Source organism: Desulfovibrio faecalis (assembly GCF_053570625.1).
This window is the reverse complement of record NZ_JBRBQR010000001.1, coordinates 2,432,166-2,446,242: the sequence shown is the minus strand read 5'-3', so window position 1 is coordinate 2,446,242 and position 14,077 is coordinate 2,432,166. Positions and strand designations below refer to the sequence as shown.

The 14,077-nt window shown below is 58.2% G+C and carries 11 protein-coding genes and 1 riboswitch; of the genes, 9 read left to right on the top strand and 2 right to left on the bottom strand.

Annotation, left to right across the window (positions count from 1 at the left end; translation table 11 throughout):
• Window positions 1-126 precede the first annotated feature (126 nt).
• Entirely contained in the window at window positions 127-879 is a 753-nt protein-coding gene (locus ACUZ79_RS10725; protein WP_449251580.1) for a translation initiation factor 2, read from the bottom strand.
• A gap of 13 nt (window positions 880-892) precedes the next feature.
• Entirely contained in the window at window positions 893-2,131 is a 1,239-nt protein-coding gene (locus tag ACUZ79_RS10720; protein ID WP_240825557.1) for an HD domain-containing protein, read from the bottom strand.
• Window positions 2,132-2,501: 370 nt separating this feature from the next.
• Between ACUZ79_RS10720 and rplM the strand changes: the two genes are divergently transcribed.
• The 9 genes from rplM (at window position 2,502) to ACUZ79_RS10675 (ending at window position 13,225) form a co-directional block, all read left to right on the top strand.
• Complete coding sequence (gene rplM, locus ACUZ79_RS10715; protein ID WP_192111561.1) at window positions 2,502-2,936, top strand: 50S ribosomal protein L13; 435 nt, start codon at window positions 2,502-2,504, stop codon at window positions 2,934-2,936.
• A gap of 13 nt (window positions 2,937-2,949) precedes the next feature.
• Window positions 2,950-3,342 carry a 30S ribosomal protein S9 gene (gene rpsI, locus ACUZ79_RS10710; protein WP_192111562.1) on the top strand — a complete coding sequence of 131 codons (393 nt, stop codon included), beginning with the start codon at window positions 2,950-2,952 and terminating at the stop codon, window positions 3,340-3,342.
• 172 nt (window positions 3,343-3,514) lie between these two features.
• Entirely contained in the window at window positions 3,515-5,329 is a 1,815-nt protein-coding gene (locus ACUZ79_RS10705; RefSeq protein ID WP_449251579.1) for a YcaO-like family protein, read from the top strand.
• Window positions 5,330-5,446: 117 nt separating this feature from the next.
• On the top strand, window positions 5,447-6,592 hold the full coding sequence (locus ACUZ79_RS10700) for an ABC transporter substrate-binding protein (RefSeq protein ID WP_240825558.1): 1,146 nt from the start codon (window positions 5,447-5,449) through the stop codon (window positions 6,590-6,592).
• 123 nt (window positions 6,593-6,715) lie between these two features.
• The gene (locus tag ACUZ79_RS10695; RefSeq protein ID WP_240825560.1) at window positions 6,716-7,609 is read left to right on the top strand and encodes a branched-chain amino acid ABC transporter permease; all 894 of its coding nucleotides are present in this window, start codon (window positions 6,716-6,718) and stop codon (window positions 7,607-7,609) included.
• Complete coding sequence (locus tag ACUZ79_RS10690) at window positions 7,609-8,646, top strand: branched-chain amino acid ABC transporter permease (RefSeq protein WP_240825561.1); 1,038 nt, start codon at window positions 7,609-7,611, stop codon at window positions 8,644-8,646. Before ACUZ79_RS10695 ends, ACUZ79_RS10690 begins: the two co-directional genes overlap by 1 nt.
• Window positions 8,643-9,464: an ABC transporter ATP-binding protein gene (locus ACUZ79_RS10685; protein WP_449251577.1), complete on the top strand. Its 822-nt coding sequence runs from the start codon at window positions 8,643-8,645 to the stop codon at window positions 9,462-9,464. Before ACUZ79_RS10690 ends, ACUZ79_RS10685 begins: the two co-directional genes overlap by 4 nt.
• Window positions 9,465-9,620: 156 nt before the next feature.
• On the top strand, window positions 9,621-10,343 hold the full coding sequence (locus ACUZ79_RS10680; RefSeq protein ID WP_192111566.1) for an ABC transporter ATP-binding protein: 723 nt from the start codon (window positions 9,621-9,623) through the stop codon (window positions 10,341-10,343).
• A gap of 266 nt (window positions 10,344-10,609) precedes the next feature.
• Complete coding sequence (locus ACUZ79_RS10675) at window positions 10,610-13,225, top strand: M16 family metallopeptidase (protein WP_449251576.1); 2,616 nt, start codon at window positions 10,610-10,612, stop codon at window positions 13,223-13,225.
• A gap of 605 nt (window positions 13,226-13,830) precedes the next feature.
• Window positions 13,831-14,009: riboswitch (cobalamin riboswitch) on the top strand.
• The last annotated feature ends 68 nt before the right edge of the window (window positions 14,010-14,077 follow it).

Sequence of the window (14,077 nt, the reverse complement as noted above, 5' to 3'; positions counted from 1 at the left end):
GAGCCTTTGCTTTTTGAGGTAGGCGCTCTCCGCCCAGTTCGGGCTGTCTGGGAAAAAGGATTGGAGCGCATACCGCCTCCTCCCGCTTTTGCTCAGCTGTTCCCGTTAATCTGCACCTGTCGTGGTCTATTTACGCAGAATTGTTTTCAATGTTTCAGCCTCAGCCCCGTTGCAATTTTTAAGAAACTGTTCAAGGCGGGCTTGCACGGCAGGGTGCCTTGGAGCGAGGTCGTACAGTGAGGCTGCCGCCGCTGCGCTGCCGGAAAATGTGTCGTCATTGCGCAGCCCTTCTGAATTCAGCTTGGCGTAGTGCAGGGCCGCGCGGATAATGGCATCCAGAAATTCATTGCTGCCAGAGGCCATAAAGGCCGCCCAATACATCTGCAATACGGATTTCTCCGAATAGATGTCCCAGTTGGTCAGCGGGGCGGGGCTGTTCCGAATCTGCTGGAGCAGCAACTTCTCCTCCGGTTGCAGCAGGGTGGCAAGCAGCGCTTCTTCATCAGGCAATTGCGCAAGATGGGCCATCCAGGCCAAAGTGCGCCGTCCATCGCGGCTCAGACCGGGCTGGGGCGGCAACAGGCGTTGCCGGGCAGACGGATCATCGCGCAGCACCTGCGCAAGAAAGGTTGCCAGCATGATCTGCTTGAGGCTGTCTTTCAGCACGCCTTGCCCGTCAAACGTGCGCAGAATGCCTGGCAGCGTCTCGGCGCGGCGGTGCTGGTAATAATATTCCAGGTCATTGGCATAAAAGGATAATCCCTTGGAAATGGCAAGCGCATTGCAGGGGCGGGGCCATGCAGCGGGCAACAGGCAGGCGAGGGTTAGCGTTATAAGCAGAAAAAACGGGAAACGGGCAGGGGGAGTAGCAATTTTCATAGGAGGGGGTGGGTTAATCAAAGTCGGCAAGCAGGGCATCCAGCCCCAACACATTGGGGGAACTTTCGCGCAGACGATTCAATAGGCGCACTCGGGCTTCCAGCAGGTGGGGGGAGGACACGCCGTTGCGGATTGAACTGTGCGCCTCCAGAAAAGCCGCCAGATTGTCGCAGACTTTAACAAGCTGACCGTCCTTGGGGTCCAGTTCGTCCCGGTTGCATGCGGCAAGAGCCTGAAAGCCCTCAACAGCGCGAACTGCGCCATTTTCGCGTACACATTCCTGAAATTCGGAACCGACAGCCGCGCCAAGGTAGTATTCGATGCGCTCCACCAGAGAGGTGAAGCCCTCAGCGCGCAAGGGGCCATACACGCGGCGCTCCAGCTCTTTATCCTCGTATTCTTTAATGATTTTTGGCAGGTCTGAAATGGATTGCTTGACCGGCGAGATAATGTCGCGGGTGAGCACTTCCGGCAGGTCGTGGAACAGTCCGCAAAAAAAGTTGTTGTTGGCGCGCGCCGGGCAGGCATCGACAGCCAGGCTGAAACAGTAGGCGTAGCTGGCCACAATAAACATATGCCCGAGAACAGACGTAGCCGGAATGCGCGGAGCCTGCGTCCACCGCACCTGAAAGCGCAACTGCCCGCACAGGTTGGCGAGGCGCGAGAGGGCCGTGCCCTGGCTGCGCATGGAGGCAAGGCCACGCAAATCCGTGAACGTATCCAGCCGATCGGGAAACGACTGGCCTATGTCGCCCATTTCATCATCAAACGGCGCGTTAAGCGGCTCTATGAGCCTGAATTCCCATTGCGAGGCAAACAGGTGGGCAGCAGTAAGAATACGGCGCGCAAGCGTGTCATCATCCGGGCTGGTATGCCACTGGCGCATGCGTTCCCAAAAGGGGCCAAGAGGCGCAAGCGAAGGCTCAAGCCTGTCGAGCACATGCTCGGTCAACTGGCGGAACTGTTCAGGGTTTTCCTTGATTCTGTAGTAGATGGGAGGCTTGATGTCTGTGATGATGAGCCGGTAGAAATAATCAAACAGCCCGCCCTCAATGATTTCTGTTGCAAGCGCCGTGCGTTCCGGGTCCGTCATGTGTCGGGAGTTTTCGTGCCAGAGCACGCAGGCCAGGAGCATTTTGTGGGCCTGCTTGTCAATTTCTAGCAGTTCCACGGGCCGCAGCTTGTCATTCCAGCGTAACAGGTACGCGCCGGAAAAAATAAGCTGTAGAAGATTCTTGCGAATTACAGGCATGAAAAGCCTCCCCCAAAAATGGCTGCGCAAAAAACAGTTTGCACTATAGGGCGGAGTGGGGTAAAGCTCAAGAGCTTCAACGCTGTTGCCGGGAAAAAGCCGCATATGCCAAGGGCATGTGGGGTTGCGCCCCGATTGAGATGAGCGGTTGCGCCTGCAACCTGCGAGGTCTGGTGCTGCGGTGTACCGCCAAAGTAGTCAGTTTTTCGTCCCCAATGGGGACGAATGCTTGACAGCTATTGGCGTTTATAGTATTGAGGCTGCCTTTACTGCGATATTGTCGTCATCCCCGTTCGACGGCACATCGCGCAATGGATCTTTTTGCTGCCGTTATGGCCGCTGATATTTGCAGATGTGAGGAGTCACTCCGATGAAGACGTTCAGCCCCACCCCCAAAGACATCAACCGTGAATGGTTCGTGGTTGACGCTCAGGATCAGGTGCTCGGTCGTCTGGCCAGCCAGATAGCCCACCGCCTGCGCGGCAAACATAAGCCCGAATTCGCTCCCCATATGGATAACGGTGACTTTATCGTGGTTGTTAACTGCGAAAAGATTAAAGTTACCGGTAAAAAGATGACTGACAAAAAGTACTACCGGCACTCTGGCTGGGTGGGCGGCCTCAAGACCACCCAACTCGGCGACATGCTGGCCGACAAGCCCGCCCGCGTGCTGACCGCTGCGGTGCGCGGCATGCTGCCCAAGAATCGTCTGGGCCGCGCCATGCTGAAGAAACTGAAGATCTACGCCGGGACCGAACATCCGCATACGGCCCAGAATCCCCAGCCGCTGACGCTGCCGCATTAAGGAGTAAAGAGCCATGAGCGAGAAATTTGAATACGGCACTGGCCGCCGCAAGACCGCTACGGCCCGTACCCGCATCTACGCCGGTTCCGGCGGCATCACGGTGAACGGCCGCAACTTTGAGGATTATTTTCCTCGCAAGACCCTGCAGATGATCATCCGTCAGCCCCTGGTTCTTGCCAAGCTGTCCGACAAGTTTGACATCCGCGTGAACGTTGCCGGTGGCGGCGTTACCGGTCAGGCCGAAGCCGTGCGCCACGGTATTTCCCGTGCGCTGCTTCTGGTTGACCCGGCCCTGCGCCCCATGCTCAAGAAAGCTGGCTTCCTTACCCGCGATGCCCGCAAGAAAGAACGTAAAAAGTACGGCCTGCGCGCTGCCCGCGCCCGGTACCAGTACTCCAAGCGTTAATATGCCTTTATGGAAGCCCTCTCTATGGGAGGGCTTCCTTTTTGTCTTTGAGCGGGTCGCATGTCGGCCCGCTTTTTTTTTGGCGGAGTTCCCGAGCAGTTTTGTAGGAATGCCTGGGCGCTCTTGCTCCAACCCCGGCTGCTCTGCGGAGTGCCACATCTGTGGTGGTGTTATGGAAAACGAGAATACTTCAAATTTTTCTTCCGCATCTGATGTGTTGCCGATGCTGGACTATGCCTACACCCATGAGCAGACGCAGGCCACAACCGGCTATTTTTCCTGTGTTCCGCCTGAAGATCTGGATTTTGACCGTGCGCTGGAACGGCTTGAAGTTGCGCCGATGGACGACTTTCTGCACCTGCATCTGCTAAAGTTGCTCGCAGGCAAGGCGCACGATGAGCTGAACCTTCTGGCTGCCAGTTGTTATGACGCGGTCAGCAACGAGTTTACCCGTCCTGTGCTGGCGGCCCTGCTGGCTGAGTGCGCATTGCTCGGCGCGGAATCGCCCGGCAAGGGCCAAGGCTTTTGCTCGTCCTTTCCGCCTGATGCCGCAGAGCGTCTGGCTTCTTACAGCCCCGCTGTGTATCTGCGGGCTGCAACACTGCCTGACCATGGCATTGCCGCTGCCTGGAGCGCCCTGTTCCGCGCCAATATCTGCGAGCATCATTCCCTGCCGCGCCCGGACGAGGCAGGCATAGCCCCCCTGTTCAGCGCGGAAGTGCTTGATGCCACAGCTCGGCGCATGGCTGCGCATGCAGACGCTCTGGCCCGGCAGCACGAAAAATTCAAGGCCAAAGCATGGGAACCCTGGCAGCGGCCTCCGGCGCAGGAAACATACCTGCGCGCCGTGGACGCGCTTATGGAAAACGGTGTTGTGGATGGCCCGGAAATGCGCCATGAGGCTTCGCTTTCGCCCATTGCACTGCTGCGCGGCTGGCAGGTGGATATTGCCGTAACCAGTGGTTCCGTGCGCCATACCTTACAGGGCAAGGCAACAGCCTACGGGCGCGGCCTGTCCCTGGCAGCGGCCCGCGCATCCTACGCCATGGAAATTGTGGAACGCGCCAGCACCTATGTGAGTGTTGGGCCGGGGGACGGCACTGCCGTCCATGCCGGAACAATCCTTGGCCGCAAAACAGAACTGCCTCTGACGCTTGCGCGTTTTTCCGAGCTGGCGGAGCAGGGCAGAGTGGCGCTCGACCCCAATCTGCTGCCTCTGGAAGCTCCATACGCTGATGCCCCCCTGCACTGGCTCCCGGCCTCGGACGCATCTGGCGCGACCGTTCTTGTGCCTGCGCAGGCGGTTTTTCTGTTTTGCAATCTGGACGAGCAGTCTTTGTTTATTGCTGGCGGCTCCACCGGTCTTGCATCTGGCAATATTATGGATGAAGCTGTGGTTGCCGCCCTAACGGAAATTGCCGAGCGCGACGCCGAGGCCACAACTCCTTACAGCCGCACGCGCTGTTTTATGCTGCGCAGCCGTGATCAGCTCATTCAGTCGCTGCTTGACGATTACGCAGCCTGCGGCATTCGAGTACAGTTTCAGGATCTGACCACGGAGCTTGGCCTGCCTGTGTACCAGTGTTTTGTCACCGGGCGTGACGGTACCGTCGCACGGGCCACAGGAGCCAACCTTTGCGGCGCGCGGGCCGCCCTGGCGGCGCTCACTGAAACCCCGTGGCCCTATTCAACTGCACAAAACAAGCCGCCATGCCCCTCAGCTTCGGGACTAGCGGGATTGCCCGTTCGTGTGTTAGAGGATTTGCCGGATTACAGCCTGCCCTCCCCCCGCGCCAACCGCCGCCTGTTAGAGTCGGTGCTGTCAGCGCACGGCAGAAGTCCTCTCTATGTGGATCTGACCCGCAAGGATTTTGATATCCCGGTGGTCAGGGCCATTGTTCCCGGTCTTGCCCTCACGGCAGAGTGGGACAGGTTCTCAAGGCCGGACGCGCGCCTTTTTGCGCGTTATGCCGCGTGTTGTCTATGAGTTGCCGTAAGTACGGCTAATTACAATTGCAGCCCGGCGGCAACTCGGGTATAGTAGGGAGCGACCGGCCCATAAGTGAACAGGCCGCTCTGAACGCACAACCTTTGGAGGGTTAGGATGAAACTGGGTAAATTTCTTGCCGCGCTGGCTGGTCTGGCGCTGACCTTCGGCGTTGCTGGCCAGGCGCTTGCCGCTGATGCCGGTCCCATCAAAATCGGCGTGTACCTTCCCCTGACCGGGCAGAATGCCTTTGGCGGCCAGCTCGAACTTGAGGGCGTGCGTCTCGCCCATAAGGAAATGCCCAAGGTTCTTGACCGCCCCGTTGAACTGGTGGTGGTTGACAACAAGTCTGACAAGGTCGAAGCGGCAAACGCCGTGAAGCGCCTTGTGGAACGCGACAAAGTCGTGGCCCTTATCGGCACCTATGGTTCCTCGCTGGCCATGGCCGGCGCAGAAGTGGCTGAAAAGGCCGCTGTTCCCGGCGTGGGCACCTCCTGCACCAACCCCCTTGTGACCCAGGGCAAGAAGTACTACTTCCGCGCCTGCTTCATTGATCCTTATCAGGGCGCTGCCGCCGCTACCTATGCCTATGAAACCCTCGGCTTCCGCAAGGCCGCCGTGCTCATGGACATGACCAGCGACTACGCCGTGGGCCTCTCCAGCTTCTTTACCCGCGATTTCAAGAAGCTCGGCGGCGAAATCGTGGCTACCCTCAAGTACAGCTCCGGCGATCAGGACTTCACCGCCCAGCTGACCGAACTTATTGCCAAAAAGCCTGACATCGTCTTCATGCCCGCCTACTTTGCCGAAGGCGCCATCATCATGAAGCAGGCCCGCGAACTGGGCGCCAAGTTCCGCCTCATGGGCGCTGACGCCATGGACAACCCCGACACCCTCAAGCTGGGCGGCAAGGCTGCGGAAGGCTTCCTGCACACCACCTTCCCCTACGACCCCGCCATGCCCAACATGAGCGCCGAAGCCAAGCGCTTCACCGAAGCCTGGAAGACCGCCTATCCTGACAAGGAAACCAACGTTAACGGCGCTCTTGGCTACAACACCTATTTCCTGATTCTTGACGCCATCAAGCGCGCCAACTCTTCTGATCCCAAGGCCATTGCCAAGGCTCTGGCTGAGACCAAGGATCTGCCCACCGCACTGGGCCTGTTGAGCATCAACAAGACCCATGACGCAGAAATGCCCGTGGGCATCATCGAATACAAAGATGGCAAGCGCGTTTACGTGGGCGAAGTTACACCCAAATAAGTAAACAACAGATCAACCCCGCAGCGATATTCGCTGCGGGGTGCTTTTTTCATTTTTTTGCCGCTGTTCGAGCGGAAGGGCCAAGTGTGGCCTTTTGTCCGTTGCGAGGCGCTGAGGTGGCCCATGAGCCTTGATATGTTTTTGCAGCACTGCTTTAACGCCCTGACCCTTGGGTCGCTGTATGCGCTGATTGCCATCGGCTACACCATGGTTTACGGCATCCTGCGCCTGATCAACTTTGCCCACGGCGATATCCTGATGATCGGCGCGTACTTTGTATTTTTTGGCACGTTCGCCTTTGGCTGGCCCTGGGGCGTAGCCGCTGTTGTCGCCGTTCTTGGCGCCAGCGTGCTCGGCATCCTTGTAGAAAGGATAGCCTACAGACCCTTGCGCGATGCCCCGCGTATTTCGGCGCTTATCAGCGCCATTGCCGTGTCATTCTTTATTGAAAGCCTCGCCGTGGTGGTCTTTACCGGCCAGCCCCGCCCTGTGTTGCAGCCCGAATGGCTGGTTTCTGAATGGCAGATTGGCGGGTTACGCATTCTGCCGCTCACCGCCTTTGTGCCGATCATGACCATTGTGCTTGTGGCCGTGCTTTTGTATGTGGTGTACCGCACCAAGCCCGGCCTCGCCATGCGCGCCATTTCAAAAGATATTGAAACCACACGCCTTTTGGGCGTGCGGGTGGACAACATCATCGCCCTCACGTTTGGCATTGGCTCTGCGCTGGCGGCGGCCTCGGGCATAATGTGGGCCTTGCGCTATCCGCAGGTGCACCCCTACATGGGCATCATGCCTGGCCTCAAGGCCTTTATTGCTGCGGTATTCGGCGGCATCGGCTCCATTCAGGGCGCTGTTATCGGTGGCGTTGCCCTTGGCTTTGTTGAAATCATGACCGTGGCCTTCATGCCTGAGCTTTCGGGGTACCGCGACGCCTTCGCCTTTGTGCTGCTGGTGCTCGTGCTGCTGTTCAAGCCCACAGGGCTGCTGGGTGAGCGAATGGAGGAGAAAATCTAATGCGCCTGAACAGAAGCACCATTCTGAGCATCATGGTCATGCTGCTGTTTGGCCTTGTGCTCTCCCAGGCAGAAAGCTTTCTCGGCGACTACCAGATTTATATCGCCAAACTCATTTTCATCAACGCCATTTTGGCGCTTTCGCTCAACCTCATTTACGGATTTACCGGCCTCTTTTCGCTGGGGCATGCAGGGTTTATCGCCATCGGGGCGTATGTTTCGGCCCTGTGCATCCTGAGCCCCGAGCAAAAAGAAATGATGTGGATTCTTGAACCCATCATCTGGCCTTTCTCCGACCTGTTCACGCCTTTCTGGGTTTCTGCGCTGGCTGGCGGGCTGGTGGCCACCATCTTTGCCTTTATCATCGCCGTGCCAGTGCTGCGGCTTGGCGATGACTACCTCGGCATTGCCACCCTTGGCTTTGCAGAAATCATCCGCGTCCTGATCGTCAACGCTACCTCCATTACCAACGGCTCGCTGGGCATCAAGGGCATTCCAGGTCATGCCAGTCTGCTTTCGTGCTATATCTGGATGCTCTTTACGCTCATAGTGCTTTCGCGGCTCATATTCAGCAATTACGGAAACGTGATGCGCTGTATACGCGATAACGAAATTGCCGCCAGGGTCATGGGCATCAACGTGTTCCGTTACAAGGTGCTTTCGTTCTGCGTGGGCGCGTTTTTTGCCGGTGTGGGCGGGGCGCTGCTTGGCTCCCATCTTTCCACCATCGACCCAAAGATGTTCAACTTTCTGCTGACATTCAACGTACTCATGTTCGTTGTGGCTGGCGGTCTTGGCTCGTTGACGGGCAGCCTGCTCGGCGCCACGGTCATCACCATCCTGCTTGAATGGCTGCGCGCCATTGAAGAACCCATGGATCTGGGCTTTATCGAAATCCCCGGCATCCCCGGCATGCGTATGGTGGTGTTTTCGCTGGTGCTGCTGGCCATTATTCTTTATCGGCGCGAGGGCATCATGGGTACCCGTGAGCTGACCTGGAAATCAATGGGTGCGTTCTTCAGGAGGGGCAAGGCATGAGCGGTTTTAATCTGCCCAAAGCTCCCCATTACGAGGGCGCACTGCTGCTGGCCAAGGACGTGACCATGCGTTTTGGCGGCGTGACCGCCGTGAGCGATCTTTCCATCGCACTGCCCAAGGGCGCCATTGCGGGCATTATCGGCCCCAACGGCGCGGGCAAAACCACCGCATTCAACGTTCTGAGCGGTTTTTATACCCCGCAGGAAGGCGACGTGGTTTTTGACGGCAAGAGCGTGAAGGGCCTTGGCCCCTCGGAAATCTGCCGCATGGGCATGGCCCGCACTTTCCAGAACATTCGTCTGTCGCAGCAGATGACCGTGCTTGAAAACATCATGGTCGGCTGTCATGTGCGCCGCCGCTGCCCCTGGTGGATGGCCCCTCTGGGCATCCCCGCTTTTTATAAGGAAGAAGCGGCCATTGTGGAAAAAAGCAAGCAGCTTGCCGACCGGGTGAGCCTGAGCGGCAACCTCAACGATCAGGCAGGCAGCCTGCCTTACGGCGCGCAGCGCAGGCTTGAGATAGCCCGCGCTCTGGCCACCGAACCCAAACTGTTGCTGCTTGATGAGCCTGCAGCGGGCATGAATCCGCAGGAAAGCCTGGATCTCATGCATTTTATCGGTCATATCCGTGACGAATTCGACCTCACCATTCTGCTGATCGAGCATGACATGAAGGTCGTCATGGGCGTGTGCCAGTACATCTGGGTTATGGAATACGGTGCCTTGATCGCCGAGGGCGAGCCGGAATCCATCCGCAACAACCCCGTGGTCATCCGCGCCTATCTGGGTGAGGACGCCACGCTGGAAAAAGTCATTTAGCCGTGGCAAGGGCGGCGGAGCCTTGCTCCTGCTGCCCGTTGCGGCTTGCAAAGGCGCTGTTTGCCGCTTCTGTGCAGGAGCAAACGGCCATACGCAGCAGATAGACATGCCCGGAAAGCTCTTCCGGCGCAGACCGACATATGGACAGGGTGCATCATGCTTGAAATTCGTAATCTCCATGTGCGCTACGGCGGCATTCAGGCCGTTCAGGGCGTAAGCCTGAATATCCCGCGCGGCAGTATTGTGACGCTTATCGGGGCCAACGGCGCGGGCAAGAGCAGTATCATCCGCTCCATTGCCGGCCTGAACAAAACCATCAGCGGCGACATCCTGCTGACCCGGCACGAGGGCGACGCTCCGGCTTCGCTCATGGGCCTCAAGCCCGAAGACATGGTGCGCAAGGGCATTTCTCTTTCGCCGGAAGGGCGGCGTATCCTGCCCCATCTGACGGTGGAGGAAAACCTGCACCTTGGCGCGTATTCGCGCAGCGACAAGGCAGAAATAGCCCATGATATCGAGTGGGTTTACAGCTTGTTTCCCCGGCTCAAGGAACGGCTCTGGCAGAAAGGCGGTACGCTCTCCGGCGGCGAGCAGCAGATGCTGGCCGTGGGCCGCGCGCTCATGAGCCGTCCTGATCTGCTCATGCTGGACGAACCTTCACTGGGGCTTGCTCCGCTGCTGGTGCGCGAGATTTTCGACATCGTCAAGCGCATCAACGAAGAGGGTAAAACCGTCCTGCTGGTGGAGCAGAACGCCTTTGCGGCGCTTTCTGTGGCGCACTATGCCTATATTCTTGAAGTTGGCAGGGTGGTACTTGAAGGCCCGGGGCGCGAACTGCTCGAAAACCCCAAGGTCAAGGACGCCTACCTCGGCGGCTAGACCTGCTCCTGATTTCAGACCGCGTTGATCTGGTCAGCGCTCAAACCGGCAGTCGTACGATTGCCGGTTTTTTGTTGCTGAAAGCTTCGGAAATTCAGCAGGGCGCAACATTATACCGTCGGGCCGCCGGGGGGGGAAAAGACTACGCCTTGCCACCCCGTGCTGGGGGTATTAGTATTCAGGTTGGTTAAAAACAGTCCGGGGAGCAGGGCGGTTACTGCCTTTGCCTCTGCCTTCTTGCGACTGCAAATCCATAAGGAGCAAACATGCAACGCATACTTCTGTTATTGCCCCTCCTGCTGGCCTTGCTGGCTGGCGCGGCCTCTGCCGCACCGGGCGAACAGCGAACCCTGACCAAACTGCCCAACGGGCTTTCCGTGTATATCATCAAGGACAGCCGCTTCCCTCTGGTGGCAACGCGTCTTTACGTGCGCACCGGTTCGGCCAATGAGGACGCCAAGCAGGCGGGCATCAGCCATCTGCTGGAGCACATGGTCTTCAAAGGTACAGAGCACCGGCCCAAGGGCCAGGTGGCGCGTGATGTGGAAGCCCTTGGCGGCTACCTCAACGCGGCCACCAGCTTTGACAAGACATGGTACATGACGGACATGCCCGCTGCCCACTGGCGCATGGGCATGGACGTGGTGAAAGAAATGGCCTTTCAGGCCGCTCTGGACCCCAAGGAACTAGAGTCGGAAAAAGAAGTGGTGATTTCCGAGCTTGAGCGCGATCAGGATTCGCCCATGAGCAGGCTGTTTGAAAGCCTGCAGGTGTCCACACTCCAAAACACCCCCTACGGTCGGCCCATCATCGGCTTTAAGGAAACCGTGCGCGCCATTACCGCCGACGACCTGCGCGCCTATGTGCAGCGCTGGTATCAGCCGCAGAATATGATGCTGCTGGTGGCGGGCGATATTGACCCGCAGACGGTGCTGCAACACGCGCAGGAACTTTTTGGCGGCATGGCCAACACCAACGATTTCGTTACGCCGCCGCAAGTTGATTTGCTCGCGGCTCCCGGCGGTCAGCGCGTTGAAGTGGTGCGCGGCCCCTGGAACAAGGTCTATCTGGGCATGGCCTTTCCTGCGCCAGCCCTGCGCGATCTACGCTCTGTGGATCTGGACGTGCTGAGCTACCTGCTTGGCGGCGACGGAACTTCGTTGCTGAGCCGCAAATATGAGTATGAAAAGCAGCTTGTGGACAGCATCAGCGTTGGCAATATGAGCCTTGAGCGCGCGGGCATGCTGTACATTACAGCCAATATGGCTCCGGAAAAGCTGGAGGCCTTTTGGCAGGGGCTGACCACAGACCTTGCCAATCTCAAGGCCGCAGACTTCAAACCCGAGGCCCTCAAGCGCGCCCGCTACAACCTTGAAGACAGCATGGATCGCTCGGCGGAAACGCTCAACGGTCTGGCCTCCTGGCTGGGCAGCGTCCAGTTTGAGCTGGGCGGCGATGTGGCGGAACAGAACCTGCGCTTCACCCAGCGCAATGTTTCGCAGCCGCAGGTACAGCAGGCCATTGACCTTTGGCTTGACCCCAGCAGGGCGCGGGTGCGTGTGCTCGCGCCTGAAAATGCCAAGCTATCCGATCTGGAAGCCGTGCTGCAAAAGAACTGGCCCGGCAGTGCCGCTGCCAAAACCGCGCAAAAGGCTTCGTCCACGGCGGGGCAGCAGGAAGTGGTCGACCTGGGGCAGGGGCGCACCGTCATTCTTATCCCTGATGCCACAGTGCCCTATGTGGCGGTTGATCTCATGCTGCCCGGCGGCAACGCCCTGCTGAAGCCCGACCAGCAAGGGCTGGCAGAACTGACGGCCAGTACCCTTGGCGATGGCAGCGGCAAACTGGACGCCCAGGCCATGGAACGCTATTTCGCCGACCGCGCGGCTTCTCTCTCCGCCAAGGCGGGCCTGCAAACCTTTACCGTGTCCCTGACCGGCCCGGCCCGATTCAATGCCGATTATTTCTCCATGCTGGGCGAGGTGCTGGGCAAGCCCCGCTTTGAAGCCAAGGAAATCAAGCGTGAAGCGGAAAACATGAAGGCAGCCATCCGCCAGCGGGCCGACAGGCCTACCTCCTTTCTGTTCTCACGCGTGAATCCCTTCATCTTCCCCGGCGGTCAGCCCTACGGCTACGATAGTCTGGGGACGGAAGCGAACCTTTCCAAGTTCACTCCCAAGGATGTACGCTCGTTCTGGGACAAGCAACTCGTACAGCCCTGGGTGCTGGCCGTTGCTGGCGATTTTGACCGAGAGGCCGTGCTGGCCTTTGCCCGCACATTGCCCACGCCAGGCAACAAGGATTTCTCCTTGCCCGCCCCCTCATGGGGTGATGCCCGCAACCTTGATCTGCATCTGCCGGGGCGCAATCAGGCCCACGTGCTCCAGATGTTCAAGGCTGTGCCTTACACCAGCCCGGACGCCCCGGCGCTCATGCTTTTGCAGTCTGTGCTTTCCGGCCAGAGCGGCCTGCTGTTCAGCCAGATGCGCGACGAGCAGGGCCTCGGGTACACGGTCACGGCCTTTTATCGCGCCATGCCTCAGGCTGGCATGATGGCTTTTTACATTGGCACCACGCCCGACAAGGTGGCGCAGGCGCGTGAAGGCTTTGCCAAGATTATTGCCGATATCAAGGCAAAACCCTTGCCTGCGGAATTGCTTGAGGCCGGGGCTAACCGTCTGCTTGGTGAATACTACCGCGACAAGCAAAGCCTTGATTCCCGCGCGGGCGTGGCAGCCACAGACGCCGTGCTGGGCCTGCCCCGGGATTTCAGCAAGTCGCTCATCGACAAGGCGGCCAAGCTGACCCCTGCGGATATTCAGGCTGTGGCGCAGAAGTATCTGGACGACAAAAACCTCTACAACATGATCCTGCTGCCGTAGGCGGTGTTTCGGTTTTATTGATGGGCCGCATCGGATACACGATTGCGCTTCCCTGCATAATGGCGGTGGGAGCGGAGTTGGGCCGATGCGGCCCCTTGTGTTTATTGGCTGTTACGGAATGCTCAATCCCTGTTTGCGTGTACAAAAAAAGTTTTTATAAACGATATGTTCGGCAAGGGGCGGGCAAATAAAAATGTCAAGCCCGAGGTAAGTCCTCTTACGTGGGCGAGGCCGTCTTGAAAACCCGGCGTGGGTAGAGTAAGTTCTTGCCTGCGTTACGGGAACTGCTTTCCGAGGAAAGCTCGCCAGGTATCGGCTGCGGTCGCAGTGCCGGGGCCTGGGCGGCAGCGTCATGTGGGCATGATGCCTGAATTCATGGCGAAATGTTTCAGCAGCGCCAATCAAAGCCACACATGTTGCGGGTCAGGTTGCCTGATCCGGCTCTAGCCAGGGCGAACATTTTTGTTCACGCCCTCACTGTTTTGCGGCCTAGATGTAGTGAAAAATTGGGCAGGCAAGAAAATTCAATAGTGAATTCGTAGTGTTACTACGGCACTAGGAGAGCTTTTTTGCGTGCATTTATTGACAGGGTGCAATTCTTTTGAGATTTTCTAGACATTGAAAGCGCCATGGAGCTTAATAGGGAATTCCCGTGAAAATCGGGAGCGGACCCGCCGCCGTGAGCCTGTTTAACACCGCTTTTCCACGGGTGCCACTGGATAAAACCGGGAAGGCCGAAAAGCGGCAGGCAAGCCGGAAGACCTGCTTTCAACCGTTCTAAGAAAGTGGAGCATCTGCAACGGGCTTTTGCAGATGAACCGTCAGAAAAGGCCATTGATGGCCTCTCCGCCC